22 protein-coding genes are annotated in these 26,379 nt (G+C 57.3%); 16 read left to right on the top strand and 6 right to left on the bottom strand.

From position 1 onward, the window contains the following. Window positions 1-41: 41 nt before the first annotated feature. On the top strand, window positions 42-1,193 hold the full coding sequence (locus C0557_RS18485; protein WP_208660109.1) for a 3-phenylpropionate MFS transporter: 1,152 nt from the start codon (window positions 42-44) through the stop codon (window positions 1,191-1,193). Here C0557_RS18485 and csiE read toward each other — a convergent pair. Further along, entirely contained in the window at window positions 1,190-2,467 is a 1,278-nt protein-coding gene (gene csiE, locus C0557_RS18480; protein ID WP_208660107.1) for a stationary phase inducible protein CsiE, read from the bottom strand. The two genes, C0557_RS18485 and csiE, sit on opposite strands and share 4 nt — an antisense overlap. A gap of 124 nt (window positions 2,468-2,591) precedes the next feature. Between csiE and C0557_RS18475 the strand changes: the two genes are divergently transcribed. Both C0557_RS18475 and C0557_RS18470 read left to right on the top strand, forming a co-directional pair. Beyond that, window positions 2,592-3,230 carry a DUF1007 family protein gene (locus tag C0557_RS18475; RefSeq protein ID WP_208660105.1) on the top strand — a complete coding sequence of 213 codons (639 nt, stop codon included), beginning with the start codon at window positions 2,592-2,594 and terminating at the stop codon, window positions 3,228-3,230. Next, window positions 3,221-4,201, top strand: a complete 981-nt coding sequence (locus C0557_RS18470; protein WP_208660103.1) for a nickel/cobalt transporter — start codon at window positions 3,221-3,223, stop codon at window positions 4,199-4,201. Before C0557_RS18475 ends, C0557_RS18470 begins: the two co-directional genes overlap by 10 nt. A gap of 94 nt (window positions 4,202-4,295) precedes the next feature. Here C0557_RS18470 and suhB read toward each other — a convergent pair whose 3' ends face one another. Beyond that, window positions 4,296-5,099 carry an inositol-1-monophosphatase gene (gene suhB, locus C0557_RS18465; RefSeq protein WP_208660101.1) on the bottom strand — a complete coding sequence of 268 codons (804 nt, stop codon included), beginning with the start codon at window positions 5,097-5,099 and terminating at the stop codon, window positions 4,296-4,298. 117 nt (window positions 5,100-5,216) lie between these two features. Between suhB and trmJ the strand changes: the two genes are divergently transcribed. The 11 genes from trmJ to sseB all read left to right on the top strand — a co-directional run bounded on the left by trmJ (window position 5,217) and on the right by sseB (window position 14,021). Beyond that, entirely contained in the window at window positions 5,217-5,945 is a 729-nt protein-coding gene (gene trmJ / locus C0557_RS18460) for a tRNA (cytosine(32)/uridine(32)-2'-O)-methyltransferase TrmJ (RefSeq protein WP_074778715.1), read from the top strand. A gap of 222 nt (window positions 5,946-6,167) precedes the next feature. Further along, complete coding sequence (gene iscR, locus C0557_RS18455; protein WP_007370802.1) at window positions 6,168-6,659, top strand: Fe-S cluster assembly transcriptional regulator IscR; 492 nt, start codon at window positions 6,168-6,170, stop codon at window positions 6,657-6,659. Window positions 6,660-6,778: 119 nt separating this feature from the next. Then, window positions 6,779-7,993, top strand: coding sequence for a cysteine desulfurase (iscS, locus tag C0557_RS18450; RefSeq protein WP_043952681.1), 1,215 nt, complete (start codon window positions 6,779-6,781; stop codon window positions 7,991-7,993). 30 nt (window positions 7,994-8,023) lie between these two features. Then, entirely contained in the window at window positions 8,024-8,410 is a 387-nt protein-coding gene (gene iscU / locus C0557_RS18445) for a Fe-S cluster assembly scaffold IscU (protein WP_007370804.1), read from the top strand. Between the two features lie 17 nt (window positions 8,411-8,427). Beyond that, a complete protein-coding gene (gene iscA / locus C0557_RS18440) occupies window positions 8,428-8,751 on the top strand; it encodes an iron-sulfur cluster assembly protein IscA (RefSeq protein ID WP_007370805.1) in 324 nt (107 codons plus the stop codon). Between the two features lie 71 nt (window positions 8,752-8,822). Then, window positions 8,823-9,338 carry a co-chaperone HscB gene (gene hscB / locus C0557_RS18435; RefSeq protein ID WP_064564506.1) on the top strand — a complete coding sequence of 172 codons (516 nt, stop codon included), beginning with the start codon at window positions 8,823-8,825 and terminating at the stop codon, window positions 9,336-9,338. Window positions 9,339-9,356: 18 nt separating this feature from the next. Continuing rightward, entirely contained in the window at window positions 9,357-11,207 is a 1,851-nt protein-coding gene (gene hscA, locus C0557_RS18430; protein WP_208660099.1) for a Fe-S protein assembly chaperone HscA, read from the top strand. A 1-nt stretch (window position 11,208) separates the two neighbouring features. Continuing rightward, the gene (gene fdx, locus C0557_RS18425) at window positions 11,209-11,544 is read left to right on the top strand and encodes an ISC system 2Fe-2S type ferredoxin (protein ID WP_007370808.1); all 336 of its coding nucleotides are present in this window, start codon (window positions 11,209-11,211) and stop codon (window positions 11,542-11,544) included. Window position 11,545: 1 nt separating this feature from the next. Next, complete coding sequence (iscX, locus tag C0557_RS18420; RefSeq protein ID WP_007370809.1) at window positions 11,546-11,746, top strand: Fe-S cluster assembly protein IscX; 201 nt, start codon at window positions 11,546-11,548, stop codon at window positions 11,744-11,746. Window positions 11,747-11,844: 98 nt separating this feature from the next. Then, entirely contained in the window at window positions 11,845-13,131 is a 1,287-nt protein-coding gene (gene pepB, locus C0557_RS18415) for an aminopeptidase PepB (RefSeq protein ID WP_208660097.1), read from the top strand. 113 nt (window positions 13,132-13,244) lie between these two features. Next, window positions 13,245-14,021: an enhanced serine sensitivity protein SseB gene (gene sseB, locus C0557_RS18410; protein ID WP_074778721.1), complete on the top strand. Its 777-nt coding sequence runs from the start codon at window positions 13,245-13,247 to the stop codon at window positions 14,019-14,021. Window positions 14,022-14,051: 30 nt separating this feature from the next. On the opposite strand, the gene C0557_RS18405 is transcribed toward sseB, so the two are convergent. From C0557_RS18405 to C0557_RS18390, 4 genes are all read right to left on the bottom strand, one after another. Then, a complete protein-coding gene (locus C0557_RS18405; protein ID WP_208660095.1) occupies window positions 14,052-14,825 on the bottom strand; it encodes a MurR/RpiR family transcriptional regulator in 774 nt (257 codons plus the stop codon). Beyond that, window positions 14,826-15,668 (bottom strand): 3-mercaptopyruvate sulfurtransferase, encoded by an 843-nt coding sequence (gene sseA, locus C0557_RS18400; RefSeq protein ID WP_208660093.1) that lies wholly within the window; start codon window positions 15,666-15,668, stop codon window positions 14,826-14,828. It abuts the gene before it with no gap. A gap of 98 nt (window positions 15,669-15,766) precedes the next feature. Further along, window positions 15,767-17,128, bottom strand: a complete 1,362-nt coding sequence (locus tag C0557_RS18395; RefSeq protein ID WP_208660091.1) for a 6-phospho-alpha-glucosidase — start codon at window positions 17,126-17,128, stop codon at window positions 15,767-15,769. Between the two features lie 12 nt (window positions 17,129-17,140). After that, window positions 17,141-18,685: a PTS transporter subunit EIIC gene (locus C0557_RS18390; protein WP_208660089.1), complete on the bottom strand. Its 1,545-nt coding sequence runs from the start codon at window positions 18,683-18,685 to the stop codon at window positions 17,141-17,143. Between the two features lie 281 nt (window positions 18,686-18,966). Here C0557_RS18390 and C0557_RS18385 point away from each other — a divergent pair, with 281 nt between their 5' ends. Both C0557_RS18385 and pbpC read left to right on the top strand, forming a co-directional pair. Beyond that, complete coding sequence (locus C0557_RS18385) at window positions 18,967-23,916, top strand: alpha-2-macroglobulin (RefSeq protein WP_208660087.1); 4,950 nt, start codon at window positions 18,967-18,969, stop codon at window positions 23,914-23,916. Window position 23,917: 1 nt separating this feature from the next. Beyond that, complete coding sequence (pbpC, locus tag C0557_RS18380) at window positions 23,918-26,239, top strand: peptidoglycan glycosyltransferase PbpC (protein ID WP_208660085.1); 2,322 nt, start codon at window positions 23,918-23,920, stop codon at window positions 26,237-26,239. Window positions 26,240-26,379: the final 140 nt, after the last annotated feature.

The raw sequence follows: 26,379 nt of genomic DNA, 5'->3' as shown, positions 1-26,379 counted from the left end.
CCATTTGCCTCCAGACTATCGCCACCATTCAGGAGGAAATCATGGTTTTGCAGTCCACGCGCTGGCTGGCGCTCGCTTACTTCACCTACTTTTTTAGCTACGGCATTTTCTTACCCTTCTGGAGCGTCTGGCTCAAAGGCGTTGGCCTGACGCCGGAAATCATTGGCATGCTGCTTGGCGCAGGGCTGATCGCGCGTTTCCTGGGGAGCCTGCTGATTGCTCCACGCGTGAGCGATCCTTCCCGTTTAATCACCGCGCTGCGTGTGCTCGCGCTGGCGACACTGCTGTTTGCGCTGGCGTTTTATGCTGGCAGCCATGTTGCGTGGCTGGCGGTGATCATTGTCGGTTTCAACCTCTTCTTCTCACCGTTAGTGCCGCTCACCGACGCGCTGGCGGGCACCTGGCAAAAACAGTTCCCGATGGATTATGGCCGGGTCCGGTTATGGGGATCGATCGCCTTTGTGATTGGCTCGGCGCTGACCGGTAAGCTGGTGAGCCTCTATGATTATCGGGCGATTCTGGCGATGCTGACGCTGGGCGCCGCCTCAATGCTGTTGGGGATGCTGCTGCGCCCGTCCATTCTGCCGCAGGGCGAAAACCGCCATCAGGACGGTGCCGGCTGGTCAGCCTGGCGTGCGCTGTTTGTGCAAAACTGGCGTTTTCTGGCATGCGTGTCGTTGTTGCAGGGCGCGCATGCCGCCTACTACGGTTTCAGCGCGATTTACTGGCAATCGGCCGGTTATTCCGCCTCGACGGTGGGGTATCTTTGGTCATTAGGCGTGGTGGCCGAAGTGGTGATCTTCGCCCTCAGCAACCGGCTTTTCCGTCGCTTCAGCGCCCGCGATCTGTTGCTGCTTTCCGCCGTCTGCGGACTGGTGCGCTGGAGTTTGATGGGCTGGACCACCGAGTTACCGTGGCTGATTGCCGCACAAATCCTGCACTGCGGAACCTTTACCGTTTGCCATCTTGCCGGGATGCGTTATATCTCCGCCCGTAAGGGCAGCGAAGTGATCCGTTTGCAGGCAATTTATTCTGCCGTGGCGATGGGCGGCAGTATTGCCGTGATGACCATGTTTGCAGGCTTCCTGTTCGAATATCTGCATCAGGGATTGTTTTTCGTGATGGCGTTGCTGGCAATCCCGGCGCTGTTCCTGCGACCGCAAGTGGCCGCCCGGCAACCGGCTGCCGGTTAACCTTCCAGCATGGTGCGAATATGCTGTTGTTGCTGCGAACTCAGCGCCTCGACAGCATGGATGAGCGGCGGGGAAAAGAGCGGCAGCGGAGTGGTGTAAGGGGTGATGACTAACGATACATCCTTTGGTGCGCCCATCTTGCGAAATTCCGCCAGCGGCAGGTAGTTGATGGTCAGCGGCAGCAGCGTTAGCTCGCGTAGCTGCTGCTCAATCTGCTGTTCGCGCGCCGTGTCATCGCCGGTAAGCAACACCACCTGCTTCTCATGCAAATCGGTCGCCTGCATCAGCCAGGCGCCGAAAATCACCGCGACCAGTCCCGCCTCTTCATCGCTAAAGCGCAGCGCGTATTCATCTTCGAGCTCCTGTAATGCCTCACGCGTGGTGCGCATCAGCCGTGGATAGAGGCGATGGATCTCTTCCGGCAGGCTGTTATCAATGCCGATGCCAAACAGACAGCGATCCAGCGCCTGCGCCAGATGAATATAAAGCTGCGCGGTTAAGCCTTGCTCATCGCTAAAATGTAACCCGGCAAGCTGGTGAAAGCGGGCAATCATGCGGGCAATCGCCTGTTGCAGACGGCGATCCTGCTGATGCTGGTCGCGAAGTGGATCGGGCGTGCGCACCAGCATAAAGAGCAGCGACAGAAACAGGTGCTCATTTTCCTGCGGTACCGCCGCTACCCGGCGCTGCCAGTGGCGCACAATATCGTGCGCGACCAGGTATTCGGCGCGCATTTGTGCCCAGGTTTGCTGCACAGGGGTAAATTCCGGCGTCTGCCCGTGATGGTTTTGCAGCAGACAATACTGCAAGTAGAGGCAGAGAAACTCCATATCCCGGCACTCAATCGAACGTTGTAAACGACGGGCGCAGAGATTAATTAAGGCGCGCAGATTGGTGTCGTCATACAGGGTTCGGGCAATGCCCTGTTGTTTAAGCGCCGTTTTTAACAGCGGGGTAAACTGTTGCGTGATAAATTGCGGGCACAGCCGCAGCGCGCGACGCAGCCAGTGCAGCAGGCATAAGCGCTGGTCGAGGGGAGCGCCTTCAATCCGATAGCTGCCGTTGTGCTGGCGCACGATGGAAATCCGGTGGTAGCGCTGGATTTCACTGTTGGTCTCGTCAATATCCTGCCGGGCTGCGGCATCATCAACGCCATTCACGGCGCTGATATGTTCCAGGCTGACGCTTTGCCCCGGCAGGGCGAGCATCAACAGCACCTGGCAGCGGCGCTGCGGACTGGAGAGCGCAGATGGCGGTGTCATTACAATAGTCATCTGTCAGATTCCAGTTAGGGTGTTTGATAAGCGTAGTTAAAGGTATGCTCAGCGATAGCGAAGCCGCCGTGCTTTCATTCAGGATTGCCGGAGAGCATCACAGAATTTTTCACGTGAGGAACAGATGCAAGCAGTTAAACAATGCGTCACGGGCGTGTTTCTCGTGCTTTTATCGTTTACGGTAAGCGCGCACCCGCACAGTTTTATCCGGCTGAAAACACAAGTATTAGCGGAGAATGGTCACTTCTCCGGCCTGAAAATGCGCTGGACGATGGATGAGATCACCTCGGCGGATCTGCTTTATGATGCGGGCAATGCGCAGCCAGGCGATGAGGTGTGGAAAAAGCTGGCGGCGGAAGTGATGGCGAATGTGCTTGGCCAGCACTATTTTACCGAGGTCTGGCACAACGGGCAGAAAGTCAAATTCCTCAACCGACCGACAGAATACGGTATGGAGCGCGAAGGGCATCAGGCGGTGCTGACGTTTATCCTGCCGCTCGCCGAGCCGCAGCCGCTTAGCGGCCAGCAATATACTTTTTCTATCTTTGATCCCACCTATTTTGTCGATATGAGTTACGACAAAGCGAGCGATGCGACGCTGCCTGCGGAGTTGCAGAAATCCTGCAAGCTGGCCGTTCATACCCCTAAACCTGGCGAAGAGGTGCTGAATTATGCGCAGTCGCTGGACAAAGCCGATGCGCCGGAGGAAGACATGGAATTAGGCAAACAATTTGCGCAGACGGTGACCCTCTCATGTCAGTGATATCCGGCGTTCGTCCCCGTTCCCGCCGTCTGCTGGCATGGTGGCCGCTGCTGCTGTTTATGCTTTGCGCGCTTATTGCCGGTTTCTGGCTGTGGCAGGCATGGCCGCAGGTAATGATCAAAAGCGCGATCTGGCAGCGCAATGTGAATATGCAAATGAGCGCATTGCTGAAAGCGGTGGCGGAAAACCCGACCAAAGCGGGCGGTTCACTGCTGTTGTTCAGCTTTGTCTATGGCGTATTGCATGCGCTGGGGCCAGGACACGGCAAAGTGGTGATCGCCACCTGGCTTGCCACGCATCCCTCTAAATTGCGTTCCGGCATCAGGCTGACGCTGGCTTCTTCGTTGTTGCAGGGGCTGGTGGCAGTTACGTTAGTGGTGGTGGTGCTGAACATTCTGGCGTTACCCGCACGGCAACTGCATTTAAGCGGTTACTGGCTGGAGAAGGGCAGCTACCTGCTGGTCGGCGTGCTGGGGCTGATGCTGTGCTGGCGAGCGCTGAAAAAGTTGTTTGCGCTGCGGCAAAAACCGGTGTTTCGCGCATTTACGCCGCATCATGTGCATCATGACGGCTGTGGCTGCGGGCATCAGCATCTGCCGACTTCTTCGCAACTGCAAAGCAGTGAAGACTGGCGAGCCAGGTTGATGATTGTGTTATCCATGGGGATGCGCCCGTGTTCCGGTGCGATCATGGTGTTGCTGTTCAGCAAAGTGATTGGCGTTTTTGCCTGGGGCGTGGCGTCAGCGTTGGTGATGGCGGCGGGCACATCACTGACTATCAGTGCGCTGGCGCTACTGGTACATGGTTTTCGTCAGTTAGCGGTAAAACTCAGCGGCCATCAGACGCCGGTATTATGGCGACAGGTAGGTTGGACAACGCTGGCTCTGGCGGGAGGTGTGTTGTTGATAAGTGCGGCGCTGGTGATGTGGGTCAGCGCGTTACCGCCGGGCGGTGGTTTGCGGCCGTTTTGATAGTGCCGGATGGCGGCTTACGCCTTATCCGGCACGAACCATGCACGCTGTATGCCCGATAAGCAAAGCGCCATCGGGCATTAAACATCTTAGCTTAGCGTTTCAGCGCGTCGCTCAGTTCTTCGCGCATGTTGGCCAGCATGGCTTTTACGACACGCGGGTTACCTGCAACGATGTTGCCGGTCATCATATAGTTGTGGCCGCCGGTGAAATCACAGACCAGACCGCCCGCTTCACGCACCAGCAGTTCGCCTGCGGCGAAATCCCACGGCTTCAGCGCGATTTCAAAGAAACCATCAACGCGGCCTGCGGCAACATAAGCCAGATCCAGCGCAGCGGAACCAGTGCGGCGGAAGTCCGCGCATTCGGTAAACAGTTTGCCAACCACGTTAATGTAGGTCGTCGCGTGCTGTTTTGCTTTGAACGGGAAACCGGTCGCCAGAATGGTGCCATCCAGATCGCGTGCATTGCTGCCGCGCAGACGGTAGCCGTTAAGCTGGGCACCCTGGCCACGGGTTGCAGTGAAGAGTTCGTTACGCATCGGATCGTAAACCACCGCAACTTCGGTGCGGCCTTTAATACGAACGGCGATTGATACCGCGAAGTGCGGCAGGCGTTTGATAAAGTTGGTGGTGCCATCCAGTGGATCGATAACCCATTGCACATCCTGGTCAGTGCCTTCGTGCTCGCCACTCTCTTCGGTGATGATGGTGTGTTGCGGGTAAGATTTGCGGATGGTGTCAATAATCACTGCTTCAGCAGCTTTATCAACGTTGGTCACGAAATCATTGCTGCCTTTCTGGCTGGTTTCTACGGCGTCGGGAGTTTCGTAGTTTTTGGCAATTAAATTACCCGCCTTGCGCGCAGCACGCACGGCGATGTTCAGCATCGGATGCATCGGTCTCTCTCACTGGATGTTAAAGAACGGAAAACGGCGCACATGATAGCAGCCAATTCGGAATATGTCTTCGGTTTATGATAATATGCACGAATATTCTTTAGCCGTTGAAAATCTATGCTGCAAAATATTCGAATCGTACTGGTGGAAACTTCCCACACCGGCAACATGGGCTCTGTTGCCCGTGCAATGAAAACAATGGGGTTGACGAATCTGTGGTTGGTTAACCCGCTGGTTAAACCGGATTCACAGGCCATCGCGCTAGCGGCAGGTGCCAGCGATGTCATCGGCAGTGCGCACATTGTCGATACGCTGGATGAAGCATTAGCTGGCTGTAGCCTGGTCGTTGGCACCAGCGCCCGCTCACGTACGCTGCCGTGGCCGATGCTCGATCCGCGCGAATGTGGATTAAAAAGCGTTGCTGAAGCAGAACACGCGCCGGTGGCGCTGGTGTTCGGCCGCGAGCGTGTCGGCCTGACAAATGAAGAACTGCAAAAGTGCCATTATCACGTGGCGATTGCCGCTAACCCGGAATACAGCTCGCTGAACCTGGCGATGGCGGTGCAGGTTATCGCGTATGAAGTGCGTATGGCCTGGCTGGCAACGCAGGAGAGCGAATCTTCTGCAGAACATGAAGAGACGCCGTACCCGCTGGTCGACGATCTTGAGCGCTTTTATGAGCATCTGGAAAAGACGCTGCTGGCGACCGGCTTTATCCGCGAAAACCATCCCGGCCAGGTGATGAACAAGCTGCGTCGTCTGTTCACGCGTGCGCGTCCGGAAAGCCAGGAGCTGAATATCCTGCGCGGTATTCTGGCCTCCATTGAGCAGCAGCACAAAGTGTGATTTGCCTGCGCTCATCAGCCTACAAGCCCCGTGCCCGTAGGCTGGAAAGGGCAACGCGCCAGCCGGTATTTATGTTGAGCACGAAAAGCCAAATACCTGACTAATTTAGTCAACTAAATAGTTGACCAATTTAGTCGGGAATGTCAGACTTGCAACCGCTATGCAACATTAACATATTAAATAATATACCCCGGGCAGGGGCGAGTTTGAGGCTTGTAAGACATGAGACTGACATCGAAAGGGCGTTATGCCGTGACCGCAATGCTGGACGTTGCACTCAACTCCGAAGCGGGCCCGGTTCCGTTGGCTGATATTTCTGAGCGTCAGGGAATTTCCCTGTCCTATCTGGAGCAGCTGTTCTCCCGACTGCGTAAAAATGGCCTGGTGGCCAGCGTGCGTGGTCCTGGCGGTGGTTATTTGCTGGGCAAAGATGCGAGCAGCATCGCCGTGGGCGAAGTAATCAGCGCCGTTGACGAATCGGTAGACGCAACCCGTTGCCAGGGTAAAAGCGGCTGCCAGGGTGGCGATAAGTGTCTGACTCATGCGCTGTGGCGCGATCTGAGCGACCGTCTGACCGGTTTCCTCAACAACATCACACTGGGTGAACTGGTCAATAACCAGGAAATTCTCGATGTGTCCGATCGTCAGCACAGCACTGAATCCCATCGCACCACCCGCGCACAAGACGCTATCGACGTTAAACTGCGCGCATAATAAAAAACAGTATTCAGAATTGGGCCGGGGCACATCACATGTGCCCCGTTAACACGGTCGTACATCCAGCCGGTTGCCTGATTCCTTGCATTAGAGCGATGTACGGAGTTTAAAGAGCAATGAAATTACCGATCTATCTCGATTACTCCGCAACTACGCCGGTGGATCCGCGTGTTGCCGAGAAAATGATGCAGTTTCTCACTCTGGACGGGACCTTTGGTAACCCAGCCTCCCGTTCACACCGTTTTGGCTGGCAAGCTGAAGAAGCGGTAGATATCGCCCGTAACCAGATCGCTGAACTGGTGGGTGCCGACCCGCGCGAAATCGTCTTCACCTCCGGCGCGACCGAATCCGACAACCTGGCGATCAAAGGTGCAGCCAACTTTTATCAGAAAAAAGGCAAGCACATCATCACCAGCAAAACCGAACACAAAGCCGTGCTGGACACCTGTCGCCAGCTTGAGCGCGAAGGGTTTGAAGTGACTTACCTCGCCCCGCAGCGCAACGGCATTATCGATCTGAAAGAGCTGGAAGCGGCGATGCGTGACGACACCATCCTCGTCTCCATCATGCACGTGAACAACGAAATCGGCGTGGTGCAGGATATCGCCACCATCGGCGAAATGTGCCGTGCTCGCGGTATTGTTTATCACGTTGATGCCACTCAGAGCGTCGGCAAACTGCCGATCGACTTAAGCCAACTGAAAGTGGATCTGATGTCCTTCTCCGGCCATAAAATCTATGGGCCGAAAGGCATTGGCGCCCTGTATGTACGTCGTAAACCGCGTATCCGTATTGAAGCGCAGATGCACGGCGGCGGTCACGAGCGCGGAATGCGTTCCGGTACGTTGCCTGTTCACCAGATCGTCGGCATGGGCGAAGCTTACCGTATCGCCAAAGAAGAGATGGCGAGCGAAATGGAGCGTCTGCGTGGTCTGCGTAGCCGTCTGTGGAACGGCATCAACGATATCGAAGAAGTGTACCTGAACGGCGATCTTGAGCACGGCGCACCAAATATCCTCAACGTCAGCTTTAACTACGTTGAAGGCGAGTCGCTGATCATGGCGCTGAAAGATCTGGCTGTTTCTTCCGGTTCTGCCTGTACTTCCGCAAGCCTGGAACCGTCCTACGTGCTGCGCGCACTGGGTATGAGCGATGAGCTGGCGCACAGCTCCATCCGTTTCTCTTTAGGTCGTTTTACCACCGTTGAAGAGATCGACTACACCATCGAACTGGTGCGTAAATCCATCGGCCGTCTGCGCGAACTCTCTCCGCTGTGGGAAATGTTCAAACAGGGCGTGGATATCAACTCCATCGAATGGGCTCATCACTAATAACGGTTGCGGAAACAGGAGAATTTAATCATGGCTTATAGCGAAAAAGTAATCGATCACTACGAAAATCCGCGCAACGTTGGCTCGTTCGACAACGGCGACGACAGCGTCGGTAGCGGCATGGTTGGCGCGCCAGCGTGCGGCGACGTCATGAAGCTGCAAATCAAAGTTAACGATAAAGGCATCATCGAAGACGCGCGTTTCAAAACCTACGGTTGCGGCTCGGCGATTGCTTCCAGCTCGCTGGTCACCGAGTGGGTGAAAGGCAAGTCTCTGGACGAAGCGCAGGCGATCAAAAACACCGATATCGCTGAAGAGCTGGAGTTGCCGCCGGTGAAAATCCACTGCTCTATCCTGGCGGAAGATGCGATCAAAGCCGCGATTGCGGACTACAAAAGCAAACAAGAAGCAAAATAAGGCAGGAGGTTGTTGTCATGTCCATTAGCCTGAGCGACAGTGCTGCCGCGCGAGTAAATACCTTCCTGGCCAACCGTGGCAAAGGGTTTGGTCTGCGTCTGGGGGTCAGAACCTCCGGTTGTTCTGGTATGGCCTACGTGCTGGAGTTTGTTGACGCGCCGACTGAAGAAGATACGGTGTTCGAAGACAAAGGCGTGAAGGTTGTGGTTGACGGCAAAAGCCTGCAATTCCTCGACGGCACTCAACTGGACTTTGTCAAAGAAGGCCTGAACGAAGGGTTTAAATTCACCAACCCTAACGTCAAAGACGAGTGCGGTTGCGGCGAAAGCTTCAACGTCTGATCGCCTACCCATTGACCCCACCGCAGCATGCTGCGCGTGGGGTTTGCTTCGATTGCACACCCGGAATTGTTATGGATTACTTCACCCTCTTTGGGTTGCCGGCCCAATATCCGCTTGACGTTCAGGCGCTGGCGACACGTTTCCAGGATCTGCAACGGCAGTTCCACCCCGATCGCTTTGCCAGCCGCCCGCAGGCGGAGCAACTGGCTGCGGTACAGCAATCCGCTACCATTAATCAGGCGTGGCAAACCCTGCGCAATCCACTCTCCCGCGCGGAATATCTGCTGTCGCTGCATGGCTTCGATTTAGCCTCTGAGCAGCACACCGTTCGCGACACGGCCTTTTTGATGGAGCAGCTTGAGCTGCGCGAAGAGCTGGATGAAATAGAGCGTGCGGAAGATAGCGCCCGGCTGGAGACATTCCAGAAGCGGGTAAAAGGGATGTACGACGCCCGCCACCAGCAGATGGTGGAACAACTCGACAATCAGGCGTGGGACGTCGCGGCGGATACCGTGCGTAAACTGCGTTTTCTCGATAAACTGCGCAGCGCAACAGAACAACTCGAAGAAAAACTGCTCGGTTTTTAATTTTTTTGGAAGCACATAATGGCCTTATTACAAATCAGTGAGCCGGGTCTGAGCGCCGCGCCGCATCAGCGTCGTCTGGCGGCGGGCATCGATCTCGGCACCACCAATTCGCTGGTTGCTACCGTGCGTAGCGGTCAGGCGGAAACGCTGGCCGACAGCGCCGGGCGCCATTTACTCCCTTCAGTGGTGAACTACCAGGCTGACAGCCACGTTGTCGGCTACGATGCGCGCACCAATGCGGCGCTGGATTCGGTCAATACCATCAGCTCCGTAAAACGCCTGATGGGCCGCAGTCTGGCGGATATTCAGGCGCGTTACCCGCATCTGCCGTGGCAATTCCAGGCCAGTGAAAACGGTCTGCCGATGATTGTGACGCGCGGCGGCGTGGTCAACCCGATCCGCGTTTCTGCCGATATCCTGAAAGCGCTGGCTGCCCGCGCGCAGGATACGCTCTCCGGTGAACTGGATGGCGTGGTGATTACCGTTCCGGCCTATTTCGACGACGCACAGCGTCAGGGCACCAAAGATGCTGCGCGTTTAGCCGGGCTGCATGTATTGCGTCTGCTCAATGAGCCGACCGCAGCGGCGGTTGCTTACGGTCTGGATTCCGGCAAAGAAGGCGTTATCGCCGTTTACGATCTCGGTGGCGGCACTTTTGATATCTCTATTCTGCGTCTGAGCCGCGGTGTGTTCGAAGTGCTGGCGACCGGCGGCGATTCCGCGCTTGGCGGTGACGATTTCGACCACCTGCTGGCCGATTACATCCGCGAGCAGGCTGGCATTACCGATCGCAGCGATGCGCGTCAGCAACGTGAACTTCTGGATGCGGCGATTGCTGCCAAAATTGCACTGAGCGATGCCGACAGCACGACAGTTGATGTCGCTGGCTGGCAGGGCGTGGTGACTCGCGCGCAGTTTGAAGAGATGATCTCAACGCTTGTCAAACGCACGCTGCTCTCCTGTCGTCGCGCGTTGAAAGATGCGGACGTGGAAGCGCAGGATGTGCTGGAAGTGGTGATGGTGGGCGGTTCCACCCGCGTACCGCTGGTGCGTGAACGCGTGGGTGAATTTTTCGGCCGCACGCCGCTGACCTCCATCGACCCGGATAAAGTGGTGGCGATTGGCGCGGCAATCCAGGCGGACATTCTGGTCGGCAACAAGCCGGACAGCGAAATGCTGCTGCTGGACGTTATCCCGCTGTCGCTGGGGCTGGAAACCATGGGCGGACTGGTGGAAAAAGTTATTCCGCGCAACACCACAATTCCGGTGGCCCGCGCCCAGGAGTTCACGACCTTTAAAGATGGCCAGACCGCAATGTCTATCCATGTGATGCAGGGCGAGCGGGAACTGGTGGCGGATTGCCGTTCGCTGGCGCGTTTTGCTCTGCGCGGCATTCCGGCGCTACCGGCGGGCGGGGCGCATATTCGCGTCACCTTCCAGGTGGATGCTGACGGCCTGCTGAGCGTCACCGCGATGGAGAAATCCACCGGCGTGGAAGCCTCCATTCAGGTGAAACCGTCCTACGGTCTGACCGACGGCGAAATCGCCAATATGATTAAAGACTCCATGAGTTTCGCCGAGCAGGACGTGAAAGCGCGCATGCTGGCGGAGCAGAAAGTGGAAGCCGCGCGCGTGCTGGAAAGTCTGACCGGCGCGCTCGCCGCTGATGCCGCGCTGTTAAGCGCCGCAGAGCGCGAGGTTATCGACGAGGCAGTTGCGCAGTTGCGCAGCGTTGCCGACGGCGATGATACCGACGCGATAGAACAAGCCATTAAAAACGTAGATAAACAAACCCAGGAATTCGCCGCACGCCGTATGGATCAGTCCGTGCGTACCGCGCTGAAAGGCCATTCCGTCGACGAGGTTTAATATGCCTAAAATTGTTTTTCTGCCTCATCAGGATCTCTGTCCGGATGGCGCAGTTCTGGAAGCGAAGAGCGGTGAAACCATTCTTGATGTTGCCCTGCGCGGCGGTATCGAGATTGAGCACGCCTGCGAAAAATCATGTGCCTGCACCACCTGCCACTGCCTCGTGCGTGAAGGGTTTGACTCTTTGCCGGAAAGCAGCGAAGACGAAGATGACATGCTGGATAAAGCCTGGGGTCTGGAGCCGGACAGCCGTTTAAGCTGCCAGGCGCGCGTCACCGATGAAGATCTGGTGGTTGAGATCCCGCGTTACACCATCAACCACGCGCGGGAGCACTGATATGGGACTAAAATGGACCGACAGCCGCGAAATCGGCGAGGCGCTGTATGACAGCCGCCCGGATGTGGATCCGAAAACTGTACGTTTCACCGATATGCATCAGTGGATCTGCGAGCTGGAAGAGTTCGACGACGATCCGAACGCATCGAATGAAAAAATTCTCGAAGCGATTCTGCTAGTCTGGTTAGACGAAGCATCATAATCATCTCACGGGCTGCCTTCGGGCGGCCCGTTTTCATGCATACGTAGGCCGGAAAAGGCAACGTTGCCATCCGGTGTCTGCCGATAAGGATAAATATAATGACAGAAGCTATGAAAGTGACACTCACCACGCAAAGCGCGGATGCGCGTTGGGGTGAAAAAGCCTCCTGGAGTATCAATAACGACGGCATCGCTCTGCATCTGAATGGAAAAGACGATTTAGGTCTGATTCAGCGCGCCGCGCGCAAAATCGACGGTCTGGGCATTAAACACGTTGCGCTGAGCGGCGAAGGCTGGGACGCAGATCGTAGCTGGGCGTTCTGGGCCGGTTACAAAGGGCCGAAAGGCACGCGCAAAGTGGAGTGGGCGCAACTGGGTGACGCCGGGCAAAAAGAGCTGGATAGCCGCCTGCAAACCATCGACTGGGTACGCGACATCATCAACGCGCCGGCAGAAGAGTTAGGGCCGGAACAACTGGCGCAGCGCGCAGTCGATCTGCTGCACAGCGTGGGCGGTGAAAACGTCTCTTACCGCATCACCAAAGGCGAAGATCTGCGCGAGCAGAATTACCTTGGTCTGCACACCGTTGGCCGCGGTTCTGAGCGACCGCCGGTATTGCTGGCGCTGGACTACAACCCGACGGGCAATCCGGATGCGCCGGTGTACGCTGCGCTGGTGGGCAAAGGCATCACCTTTGACTCCGGCGGTTACAGCATCAAACCAACCTCATCAATGGATTCAATGAAATCCGATATGGGCGGCGCGGCGCTGGTAACCGGTGCGCTGGCGTTTGCCATCACGCGCGGGCTGGATAAACGCGTCAAACTGTACCTCTGCTGCGCCGACAACCTGATCAGCGGTAACGCCTTTAAACTGGGCGACATTATTCATTATCGCAACGGCAAAACCGTAGAAATCATGAACACCGATGCGGAAGGGCGTCTGGTGCTGGCGGATGGTCTGATTGATGCGTCTGCGCAAAAACCGCAGTTTATCATTGATGCCGCAACGCTGACTGGCGCGGCGAAAACTGCGCTGGGTAACGATTACCACGCGCTCTTCAGCTTTGACGATGCGCTGGCTGGCCGTCTGCTCAACAGTGCGACGGCGGAGAATGAACCGTTCTGGCGTCTGCCGCTGGCGGAGTTCCACCGCAATCAGCTGCCGTCCAATTTTGCCGAACTGAACAACACCGCCAGCGGCTCTTTCCCTGCCGGGGCAAGTACGGCGGCCGGGTTCCTGTCGCACTTTGTTGAAAACTACCAGCAGGGCTGGCTGCATATTGATTGCTCCGCCACCTACCGCAAAGCGGCAGTGGAGCAATGGGCGGCCGGTGCGACCGGGCTTGGTGTACGAACCATCGCGAATTTATTGACCGCCGGGTAAGCGTCATTGTTGTGCCGGATGGCGGCTACGCCTTATCCGGCCTACGTAGTCCGTGCATTTTGTAGGCCGGATAAGCGAAGCGCCATCCGGCAATAAAGCGAATCAGAGAACCTATGTCCGAAAGCAAAAACGAATTAGAAACCCTGCTGGAGCAGGCGGCGACCGAGCCCGCTTACCGCCCGGCTTTTTTCCGTACGCTGCTGGAATCCACCGTTTGGGTGCCGGGCACGGCGGCGGAAGGTGAAGCGATTGTCGAAGACAGCGCGCTGGATTTGCAGCACTGGGAAAAAGATGACGGTAACTCGGTTATTCCGTTCTTTACCTCGCTGGAAGCCTTACAGCAGGCCGTTAGTGAAGAACAGGCATTTGTGGTCATGCCTGCGCGTACACTGTTTGAAATGACGCTGGGAGAGACGCTATTTCTCAACGCTAAATTAGCCACCGGCAAAGAGTTCACGCCGCGCGAGTTAAGCCATTTGGTGGGCGCAGAAAGCAGTCCGCTCAGCCAGCAGGAAGTGCTGGAAGGCGGCACGGCGCTGCTGCTTTCCGAAGTGGCTGAACCGCCTGCGCAAATGGTCGATTCACTGACCACGCTGTTTAAAAGCATCAAAACCGTCAAACGTGCCTTTCTCTGCTCGATTAAAGAGAAGGCCGATGAGCAACCCAACCTGCTGATTGGCATTGAAGCAGAAGGAGACATCGAAGAGATCATCCATGCAGCGGGCAGCGTCGCGACAGATACGCTTCCAGGGGATGAACCGATCGATATTTGCCAGGTGGTGGAAGGCGAGAAAGGCATCAGCCACTTTATGCTGGCGCATATCACGCCGTTCTATGAACGTCGCTGGGGCAGCTTCCTGCGCGATTTCAAAAACAACCGCATTATCTGATGAACCGGCGGTGCGAAATGTACCGCCCGTTTATTGCGTCGCTTCCAGCAGCAACAGATCCATCAACAGTACCAGATTCGACTCAAACGACGTAATGCCCGCCGCTTCGGCAGCAAAGTGCACCGCTTCGTCATACAGCGCAAAATGCACATCCGCCAGTTCCGCCAGCGTGTTTGCTGATGCGCGGGTAAAGGCGACGACCGTCATGCCAACCGTGCGCGCAATCCGCGCTTTATCCAGCACCTGTTCGGTTTCACCGCTGCGTGACACGGCAATAAACACCTGATAACGCGCGGCATTGCTGAGGAAGATATTGCGGCTGTCGCCAGGCCCGGAGATAAACGCCGTCTTGCCCAGCACCTGCAACTTCTTGGTTAAATACTCGGCGAAGAGATAAGAGAACCCCGCGCCATAGAGAAAAAAACTCTCCCGATCGCGCAGCAGTTCGGCGAAGCGGTGACGCTTCTCTTCCGTCACCCATTGAAAGGTGCGCTGGTAATTGGCCATAAACTGCGGGAACAGCGCCGGTAGCTCGTCATGCCCTTCATGATGTTGCTGAGCAATATGCGGCGTGTCGGACAAAAGCTGTTTGCAGTGCCAGATAAATTCGCTGTAGCCGCTAAAGCCCAGTTTCTGACAGAGCCGGATAATGGTGGCGGTGGAAACGTAAGTCGCCTGTGCCAGCTGGCGCACGGTGATATTACCCACCAGCAGCGGATGTTCCGTCAGGTGGGCAAGCACACGATATTCCGCGCGGGTCAGTGATGCCCCGCGCGTCAGCAAGGGCGCAAGCCGGTTGTCCATTCAGGCGGGTTCGACGGGCAAATCGTCGCGCGCGCCCCATTCACTCCAGGAGCCGTCATACAGCGTCACGTTAGGCGCGCCCAGCGTCGCAAGCGCGAGGATCACTACGGACGCCGTGACGCCGGAGCCGCAGCTGGCAATAATCGGCCGGTTCAGGTCAACGCCCTGGCGGCGGAAAATGGCGGTCAATTCGTCGGTGGTTCTCAGTTCGCCATCGACCACCAGATCAACCCACGGCACGTTCAGTGCGCCGGGAATATGCCCGCGCTTCAGGCCCGGACGCGGCTCATCGACTTCGCCAGAAAAACGCGGGGCAGGGCGCGCATCGACAATCTGTGCGGTGCCTTCGTGGCTTGCCAGCAGCACATCGGTCAGCTTTTTCACCACCGACGGATCGAAGTTGGCGTTAAAGTCGGATTCCGGCAGCGGCACTTCGCCTTTCTGCAACGGCAGGGCGTCGCGCTGCCAGCCGGCCAGACCGCCCGCGAGAATCGAGACATTCTCCACGCCGTAATTGCGCAGCATCCACCATGTGCGCGGCGCGGAGAACAGTGTGCCTTCGTCGTACACCACCAGGTGTTTATCCTGGTTGATGCCCAGTTCGCGCATCGCCACGGCGAACGCTTCCGGCCGCGTCAGCATGTGCGGTAAGGATGTGCTGTGGTCGGAAAGGGCTTCGATATCAAAAAACACCGCGCCGGGAAGATGCCCGTCACGGTACTCCGCACGCATATCGCGATGCTCCTGGCCCACTGGCGCCATGCGGGCGTCAATCAACTGGATTTCAGGATCATCGCTATGCTCTATCAGCCAGTCGGCCGCGACAAAAAATGAGGTGGACATGGGGATCTCCGTGTCGTCAATAATTACTCTGAATTGTTAACGTTTTTTCATCACCCTACAAGCCACCTTCGCTAAACCCGCGAGCCAACTCGGTATTTTTATACCGCTTTGCCGTTTTCCCACGCCTTTTGCAGTGCAGGCCAGTAGTCGCGGTTCGCCTCAATCATCTCATCGAGAATCGCTTTGGCATGCTGCATAGTTGGCACCGTGCGGTTCAGGGTAAACGCCTGGAGCGCTTTTTCGTAGCTGCCTTCAATGGTGGCTTCAACCAGCAGTTGCTCCGAGGCCAGTTGCTGCATTAGCAGCGTCTGGTGGAATAGCGGCACCGTCCCCATGCGCACCGGTTCCGGCCCGGAGGAGGTGATGTAAGCCGGAACTTCCACCATCGCGTCGTACGGCAGGTTGGCGATCGCCCCTTTATTTTCCACAATCACCAGGTGGCGCTGGCGAAGATCAAACGCCAGCGAGCAGGCCACATCAACGATAAACGCGCCGTGGACGCCAACATGAAACGCATCGGGCAGGACTCCGCTGCGTTGATACTCTTGCGCAGCGGCAAACAGTTTCTTTTCGCGCCCGTTCATCACTTCATTGGCGCGCGTGTAGTCAGGATCCTGGTGCGCGACGATCTCGTTTGGCATCAGGTAATACTGCAAATACGGGTTCGGCAGATACTCCGGGAAGTGATCCATAATCGGCTTGATATTGCGCCAGGTTTTCACCCATGACGGATCGGCGTGCTGCGGATCCGTTTGCGCGGCGTCTTCGGTCAGTAGGCCAAAGCGGGCAACGTGTTCGCGCAATTCCGGCAGGCGATCTTCACCCTCCACGCGCACCTGCGTAAACCAGCCGAAGTGATTCAGGCCAAAATAATCGACCTCCAGCTTGTGGCGGTCGACGCCGAGGATCGCCCCCATATTGCGCATCGCTGCGACCGGCATATCGCAAATATTCAGCACCCGCGCCTGCGGGCGCAGCCGACGCACCCCTTCAGCGACAATCGCCGCAGGGTTAGAGTAATTGACGATCCACGCTTTCTCATCCGCGTATCGCGTAACCTGATCGATAAGCTCGACCATCGGCAGAATAGTGCGCAGACCATAGGCCAGCCCGCCGGGGCCGCAGGTTTCCTGCCCGACCACACCATGGCGCAGCGGGATCTTTTCATCCTGTTCGCGCATCTTGTACTGACCAACGCGCATCTGGGCAAAGACGAAATGCGCGCCGCTGAATGCCGTTTCCGCATCATTCGTTACGGTAAATTTAATGCGCTGGCTGTGGTCGCGGATCACTTTTTCCACCACCGGCGCGATGGTGTTTTGCCGCGCTGCATCAATGTCGTAGAGACGAATTTCCGCCAGCGGGAACGCTTCCAGCTGAACCATCAGGCTTTTCACGATGCCCGGTGTATAGGTGCTGCCGCCACCGGCGATGGATAAAATAAACGGGGGTTTAACCATTTCTGTACTCCTTCAGAGAAACATCTCAACGGCTTCTCGCATTTTTTTGACATGCAGCCCGTAGACCACCTGAACGTTATTACCTTGTCTGATCACGCCCTTTGCGCCGGTCGCTTTCAGTTGCGGTTCGTTAATCACCGCCGCATCTTTCACCGTGACGCGCAGGCGGGTGTAACAGTTGTCCACTACCTCAATATTGGCGCGTCCGCCCAGCCCGGCGATAATCGCTTCGCCCATCGCGTCGTTGTTGCCTTTCGCCTGGTAATCCTGCTTGCTGTAAAGGCGCGTTTCTTCGTTCTCTTCCTCGCGGCCTGGCGTTTTCATATCGAAGTGCAAAATCAAAAAGCGGAAGATCACAAAGTAGAGGGCGAACATGATGACGCCGACGAGGATATACATCGGCCAGTTCGACTTCTGGATACCGAGCGGCAGGTTGTAGAGAATAAAATCGATGATGCCGTTCGCGCCGATGGCATGAACGCCGAACAACGAGAACAGCATCATGCCGATCCCGGTCAGCACCGCATGCACCACAAACAGCAGCGGCGCAACAAAGAGGAAAGAGAATTCAATCGGTTCCGTCACGCCGACCAGCAGCGAAGTGAGCGCGGCGGGGATCAAAATCGCTTTGGCGGCCGCTTTGCGTTCCGGTTTTGCCGTCACGTACATCGCCAGCGCGGCGGCAGGCAGGCCGAACATTTTACTGATACCGCGAGCATCCCAGACGACCGTATTGCTGAGTTGCTTCACGCCAGGGCAGGCGATTTCCGCGAAGTAAATGTTCCGCGCGCCCTGATAAGTGCTGCCGCAAACATCCGCCGTACCACCCAGTTCGGTATAGAGAAACGGCGTATAGACCAGATGATGCAGCCCGGTCGGCACCAGAATGCGCTCAAGAAAGCCGTACACCGCCACGCCAAATGGCCCGGCACCTTTAATCGCCAGCGCCAGCGTGCTGATACCATGCTGGGCGAAGGGCCACAGCTCGCTCATCACCACGCCGAGCACCATCGACACCGGCAGCATAATCATCGCCACAAAGCAGTGGCCGGAGTAAATCGCCATCGCGCCGGAAAACTGTACGCCGGAATATTTGTTGTACAGATAACCGCTGAGCGCGCCGGTCAGGATCCCGGCAAACACGCCCATTTCCAGCACCTGTACCCCCAGCACCATGCTCTGGCCAGCCGCTTTCATCTGATCGGCGGGAGCCAGCGCGCCCTGCATCTGCAACGTCACGTTCATGGCATTGATGAACACAATAAACGTCACCAGACCAATCAGCGCGGCGTAGCCTTTATCCCGCGAGGCCAGCCCAACCGGGATACCAACGGCAAATACCAGCGCCAGGTTGGCGAGCACGGAAACAGCGGATTTCGCGATTAATTGGCCGATGTGCTGAATAAACGGGTGACCGAGGAATGGCAAATATTCGGCCAGGTTGCCATTGCCAAAAATATTCCCGAAGGCAATAAACAGGCCGACGATGGGCAAAATGAGTACCGGACCAAAGAGGGACTTACCAAAATTTTGTAGGGCATTCACGGCTCTGGACATAGTGATCTCTCTTATTAGAACCGCGCACAACGGTGCACAGACAGCGTAACGTTAGCAGTCTGAAGCGATACTTATCCAGCTATCTTATTGTTTTAAAAACAAATGACTCACAACGTAACATGTTACGTCACGACCTGTGATCCCTGTAACAGTGCCAGCGTGATGAGAACGCTGCCTTTGCGAGGCGCTTTCCAGAATTCATCAGACATTTTGTAATTCATGCGGCTGCGCATAATACTAAGTGGGCCTCTTTCAACAGGTTAATAAACCAGGGATAACGAATGAAACCGCTACGTATTGCGGCGCTGACTGTTGCGCTGCTGACCACCCTTACGCTTGCTGGCTGCGATAACAACGATAAACCGAAAGCCGCCAGCGCGCCTGCCGCCAGTGCTGAGCAAAAAGCATCCCCTGCCGCACCGGACAAAGAGAAGCTGGCCCAGCTTGCTGCCCGCAGTGAAGGCAAGCCGCTGACGTTGCTGGATGCTTCTGAAGTGCAACTGGACGGCGCCGCCACGCTGGTGCTGACTTTCTCGGTCCCGCTCGATCCCGCGCAGAATTTTGCCTCTACCGTGCATCTGGTGGATAAAAAGAGCGGCAAGGTGGATGGCGCATGGGAGCTGGCGCCCAATCTGAAAGAGCTGCGTCTGCGGCACCTGGAGCCGAATCGCGAACTGCTAGTATCGGTCGATCGGGGGCTGGTGGCGCTGAATAAAGCCACCTTCGGCATCGATTATGAGAAAACCATCGCCACACGCGACGTCCAGCCAAGCGTCGGTTTTGCCAGCCGGGGTTCGCTGCTGCCGGGTAAAGTCGTGGAAGGGCTGCCCGTCATGGCGCTGAACGTCAATAATGTTGATGTTAACTTTTATCGCGTGAAGCCGGAGTCGCTGGCGGCGTTTATCAGCCAGTGGGAATATCGCAGCTCGCTTTCGAACTGGGAGTCGGACACCCTATTAAAAATGGCCGATCTGGTCTACACCGGCCGCTTTGACCTCAACCCGGCGCGCAACACCCGGGAAAAACTGTTGCTGCCGTTAAGCGGTATCCAGCCGTTGCAGCAGACCGGCGTTTATATCGCGGTGATGAATCAGGCCGGGCACTACAACTACAGCAATGCCGCCACGCTGTTCACCCTCAGCAATATCGGCCTCTCGGCGCACCGTTACTATAACCGGCTGGATATTTTCACCCAGGGGCTGGAAAACGGCGCAGCGCTCTCCGGCATTGAGGTGTCGCTTCTGAATGAGAAGGGGCAAACCCTGGCGCAGGCGACCAGCGATGCGGATGGGCACGCTACCCTGAACACCGATAAAGAAGCCGCGCTGGTGCTGGCGCGCAAAGAGGGTGAAACCACGCTACTGGATCTGAAATTACCGGCGCTGGATCTGGCCGAGTTCGCCATTGCGGGCGAGCCAGGCTACAGCAAACAGTTCTTTATGTTTGGCCCGCGCGATCTTTATCGCCCTGGTGAAACGGTGATCCTTAATGGCCTGCTACGCGACAGCGACGGTAAACCGCTGGCGGAGCAGCCGGTCAAACTCGAAGTGGTCAAACCGGACGGCCAGGTGGTCCGCACAGTGGTCAGCCAGCCGCAAAATGGCCTGTATCACTTTACCTATTCGCTGGATGCCAGCGCGCAAACGGGAATGTGGCGTATCCGCGCCAACACTGGCGATAACCTGCCGCGCGAATGGGGTTTCCACGTTGAAGACTTTATGCCGGAGCGCATGGCGCTGAACATTACGCCGCAGCCGACGCCGGTGGATCCGGCCGCAGATGTGGTATTCAACGTGAATGGTCACTACCTCTATGGCGCGCCCGCCAGCGGCAATACGTTGCAGGGGCAACTGTTCCTGCGCCCTCTGCGCGACGCGGTAGCCGCTCTGCCTGGCTTCCAGTTCGGCGATATTGCGGAAGAGAACCTGAGCCGCAGCCTGGATGAAGTGCATCTGACGCTGGATAACGAAGGTCAGGGTGCGGTCAGTACGCCGAGCCAGTGGCAGGAGACGCACTCGCCGTTACAGGTGATTTTGCAGGCCAGCCTGCTGGAGTCGGGCGGACGTCCGGTTACGCGCCGCGCGGAACAGGCTATCTGGCCTGCGCAGTCGCTGCCGGGGATCCGTCCGCAATTTGCCGCTAAGGCCGTTTACGACTATCGCACCGACACCACGGTCAATCAGCCGATTGTTGATGAAGGCAGCAACGCGGCGTTCGATATTGTCTATGCCGATGCTGCCGGGACGAAAAAGGCGGTTAATGATTTGCAGGTGCGCCTGATCCGCGAACGGCGCGACTATTTCTGGAACTGGTCGGAAAGCGAAGGTTGGCAATCGCAGTTCAACCAGAAAGATCTGGTGGAAGGTGAGCAGAGCCTCAGTCTTACGGCGGATGAAACCGGCAAGGTGAGTTTCCCGGTGGACTGGGGTTCTTACCGCCTGGAAGTGAAAGGGCCTGATGACACCGTCAGCAGCGTGCGTTTCTGGGCCGGTTATAGCTGGCAGGACAACAGCGATGGTGCGGGCGCCGCGCGGCCTGACCGCGTCACTATGAAGCTGGACAAACCGGGTTATAAACCGGGCGACACCGTCAAATTGCACATCACCGCTCCAGCCGCAGGTAAAGGTTACGCGATGATCGAATCCAGCGAGGGGCCGCTGTGGTGGAAAGAGATTGATGTGCCAGCCGACGGCCTCGATCTGAGTATTCCACTCGATCAAAAATGGCAGCGTCACGATCTCTATCTCAGCACGCTGGTGATCCGTCCCGGCGATAAATCGAAATCCGCCACGCCAAAACGTGCGGTCGGTTTGCTGCACTTGCCGATGGGCGATGAAAATCGCCGACTCGACATTGCGCTGGATGCGCCACCCAAAATGCGCCCCAACCAACCGCTGACCGTTAAAGTTAAGGCGACGGTGAAAAACGGCGAAACCCCGAAACAAGTGAATGTGCTGCTTTCCGCCGTCGATAGCGGCGTGCTGAATATTACCGACTACGTGACGCCGGATCCGTGGCAGGCCTTTTTCGGGCAGAAACGCTACGGTGCGGATATCTATGATATTTACGGTCAGGTGATTGAAGGCCAGGGTCGTCTTGCCGCGCTGCGCTTCGGCGGTGATGGCGACGAAATGAATCGCGGCGGAAAACCGCCGGTCAATCACGTCACCATCATTGCCCAGCAGGCGCAGCCGGTACAACTGGACGAAAACGGCGAAGGCACGGTGACGTTACCGATTGGCGATTTCAATGGTGAGTTGCGGGTAATGGCGCAGGCGTGGACAGCAGAGGATTTTGGTAGCAGCGAAAGCAAAGTGGTGGTGGCCGCGCCGGTGATAGCCGAACTGAACACGCCGCGTTTCCTCGGCAGCGGCGACACCTCGCGCCTGACGCTGGATCTCACCAACCTGACCGATCGGCCGCAAACACTCAATGTGGCTCTGACTGCCGGAGGTTTACTGGCGCTGGAAAGTCAATCGCCGGAGCCGCTCACATTGCCAGCGGGTGATCGCACCACGCTGTTCATTCCGGTGCGGGCGCTGGACGGCTTTGGCGACGGCGAAATTAACGCGCAAATCAGCGGGCTGACGCTGCCGGGAGAAACCTTCGCCCCGTTACAGAAGCAGTGGAAAATCGGTGTACGCCCGCCGTTTGCTGCACAAACGGTCAACAGCGGGGCAATGCTCAAACCTGGCGAGAGCTGGCATGCGCCGGAACAACATCTGGCAGGCATTTCACCGGCCACGCTTCAGGGGCGTCTGCTGTTGAGCGGCAAACCGCCACTCAATATCGCACGCTATATTCAGGAGCTAAAAGCCTATCCGTATGGCTGCCTTGAGCAAACCGCCAGCGGGCTATTCCCGTCGCTTTATACCAATGCCGCGCAGCTTAAAGCGCTCGGTATTAAGGGCGACAGCGACGAGCAGCGTCGCGCTGCGGTGGATATCGGTATCTCCAGACTGCTGCAGATGCAGCGCGACGACGGTGGATTCTCGCTGTGGGATAAGAGTGGGCCGGAAGAGTACTGGCTGACGGCGTATGTTACCGATTTTCTGGTTAGCGCCTCGGCGCAAGGATACAGCGTTCCGGCGGAGGCGCTGAACAACGCGAACAACCGCTTGCTGCGATATTTGCAGGACCCGGCCACGATGGCGGTGCGCTATAGCGACGATCTCCCGGCAACGAAATTTGCCGTGCAAAGCTATGCCGGACTGGTACTGGCGCGTCAGCAGAAAGCGCCACTGGGTGCGCTGCGCGAAATCTGGCAGCGTCACGACCAGGCCAAAGCAGGGCTACCGCTGATGCAGTTGGGCGTGGCGTTAAAACTGATGGGCGACGCGCAACGTAGCGAACAGGCGCTGGCACTGGCATTGAAAACTCCGCGGGCGAAGGATAATCGTTGGCTGGCGGATTATGGCAGCGAGCTGCGCGATAACGCGCTGATGCTGGCGCTGCTGGAAGATAATACGCTGCTGGAACAGGAGCAGACGCGCCTGCTGACGACGCTCTCGGAACAGGCTTACGGGCAGCGCTGGTTATCAACGCAGGAAAGCAATGCCTTATTCATGGCCGGACGTAATCTGCAAAATGCCTCCGGGGTGTGGCAGGCGCAAACCTCGCTGGAGACGGCGGCGCTCAGTGGCGATAAATCGCAAACCCGCAACCTCGATGCCGATCAACTGGCGGCGTTGCAGGTGACCAACAGCGGTAGCTCACCGTTATGGCTGCGCCTGGATAGTAGCGGATATCCGATGCAGGCGCCTGCGCCTTCTGACAACGTGCTGCACATTGAACGCACAGTGCTGGGCACCGACGGACGGAGCAAATCGCTCTCATCGCTGAAAAGCGGCGAGCTGGTGCTGGTCTCACTGGAAGTGAGCGCCAGCCAGAATGTCCCGGATGCGCTGGTGGTGGATTTACTGCCTGCCGGTCTGGAGCTGGAAAACCAGAACCTCGCGAGCAGCAGCGCCAGTCTCCAGGAGAGCGGTAGCGAAGTACAGGAACTGCTTAACCGGATGCAGCAGGCTGACATTCAGCATATGGAGTTCCGCGACGATCGCTTTGTGGCTGCTGTGCCAGTGAGCGAAGGCCAGCCGGTGACGCTGGTTTACCTGGCGCGCGCGGTAACGCCGGGGACGTATCAGGTGCCAGCGCCACAAGTGGAATCAATGTATGTTCCGCAGTGGCGGGCGACCGGCGCGACCCGCAGCCCGATGATTATTGTCCCGTAACGTGAAAAAGCTTCTATTACATACCCGCTGGCGCTGGCTGGCGGGAGGGCTGTTGCTGCTGATTCTCGGCGTTATTGCTGCGGACAGAATCTGGCCGTTGCCGCTGAATGAAGTTGCTCCGGCACGGGTGGTGGTTGCGCAAGAGGGAACGCCGTTATGGCGTTTTGCCGACGCGGAGGGCATCTGGCGCTATCCGGTGACCATCGAAGAGGTTTCGCCGCACTATTTACAGGCGCTCATTCAGTATGAAGATCGCTGGTTCTGGGCGCACCCCGGCGTTAATCCGTTTTCCGTTTTACGGGCCGCCTGGCAGGATTTGCGTGCCGGGCGTGTGGTCTCTGGCGGCAGCACGCTGACCATGCAGGTTGCCAGGTTGCTGGATCCGCACCCGCGTACCTTTGGCGGCAAAATCCGCCAGCTATGGCGCGCAATGCAACTGGAGTGGCATCTTTCCAAACGCGAGATCCTCACTCTGTACCTTAATCGTGCGCCGTTTGGCGGCACGTTGCAGGGGGTTGGCGCCGCGAGCTGGGCTTATCTGGGTAAATCACCGGCGAAGCTCAGCTATTCCGAAGCGGCGCTGTTGGCTGTTTTGCCACAGGCTCCCAGCCGATTGCGGCCGGATCGCTGGCCGCAACGCGCGCAGGCGGCGCGTGACAAAGTGCTGGATCGCATGGTGGCGCAAAAAGTGTGGCCCGCTTCGCAGGTGAAAGAGTCGCGCGAAGAGCCGGTGTGGCTGGCTCCGCGACAGATGCCGCAACTGGCGCCGTTATTTGCCCGGCGCATGCTGGCATCCAGTAAAGCGCTGAAGGTAACTACGACGCTTGATGCCAGCCTGCAACGGCAGCTGGAAGAGATGGCGCTGGGGGTAAAGTCGCGTTTACCGCCGCGCAGTTCGCTGGCAATGATCGTTGTCGATCACACCAACATGAAGGTGCGTGGCTGGGTCGGATCGGTGGATATTAATGATGACAGCCGCTTTAGCCATGTCGATATGGTCAGCGCTATCCGTTCGCCGGGTTCGGTATTAAAACCCTTTATTTATGGTCTGGCGCTTGATGACGGTCTGATTCATCCGGCCTCGCTATTGCAGGACGTTCCGCGCCGGGTGGGAGATTATCGCCCCGGTAACTTCGACAGCGGTTTTCATGGCCCGGTGAGTATGAGCGAAGCGCTGGTAAGATCGCTGAACCTGCCAGCGGTACAGGTGCTGGAAGTCTATGGCCCGAAAACCTTCGCTGCTAACCTGCGCAATGCCGGTCTGCCGTTGATTCTGCCTGCCGGTGCGGAACCCAATCTGGCGTTGATCCTCGGTGGCGCAGGGGCGCGGCTGGAGGACATCGCGGCGGCCTACAGCGCCTTTGCCCGCCACGGCAATGCGGGAAGATTACGTATGACGCCGGATGCTCCGCTGGAAGAACGCCGGTTGATGTCGCCGGGGGCTGCGTGGATCATCCGCCGTATTCTGGCTGGCGAAGCGCAGCCGGTACCGGATGAAGCGTTGCCGCAGGTAGTGCCGCTGGCATGGAAAACCGGTACCAGCTATGGCTACCGCGATGCGTGGGCGATTGGTATTAATGCCCGCTATGTGATCGGCATCTGGACCGGGCGGCCGGACGGTACACCCGTTGCCGGTCAGTTTGGTTTCGCCAGCGCAGTACCGCTGTTAAATCAGGTTAACAACCTGCTGCAACCGCGATCAGCAATAGAACAATCCCGCCTGCCGCGCGATCCGCGTCCCGCTTCCGTAAGCAGCGGCATCATTTGCTGGCCTGGGGGGCAGAGCCTGCCTGAGGGAGACAGCAATTGTCGCCGCCGTCTGGCGACGTGGTTACTGGATGGCAGCCAGCCGCCAACGCTGCTGATGCCGGAGCAGGAAGGGGGGCTCGGCATTCGCTTTCCGCTGTGGTTAAACAGCGCAGGGCGCAGAGTGGCGGCGGATTGCCCGGATGCGCAGCAGAAAACCTGGATTGTCTGGCCGCGACCGCTGGAACCCTGGCTGCCCGCCAGTGAACGTCGCGCTGCGCGCTTGCCTGCCGCCGATCCCCATTGTCCGCCGCGGGATGACAACGCACCGCCACCGCTATTACTAAGCGGCGTGCGAGAAGGCGCCGTGATCAAGCGTGTTCCGGGGCAGGCATTTGCGCTGCTGCCGTTGCAAAGCAGTGGCGGAGAAGGGGAGCGCTGGTGGTTTTTAAATGGCGAACCGTTAACGATGCATACGAGTTTATTAAATCTGCGGCTTGATAAAGCCGGTGAATATCAGTTATTGGTTATGGATGATGCGGGACAGGTTGCAACAGTGCAGTTTACTGTGCAATAACCGCGCAAATGGTGAGTTTGGTGAACAGTGTTGCTAAAACTCGTCTCATTTAAAAAAAATGTTACCCTCATCCATAGGCAACGCCCGCGTTGCTCTTTATAATCCGCGCCACACCTATTCAGGGCAACAGAACAACTTAC

Source organism: Kosakonia sp. MUSA4 (genome assembly GCF_013085925.1).
Taxonomy (GTDB): domain Bacteria; phylum Pseudomonadota; class Gammaproteobacteria; order Enterobacterales; family Enterobacteriaceae; genus Kosakonia; species Kosakonia sacchari_B.
This window is presented reverse-complemented; position numbering and strand designations above follow the sequence as displayed.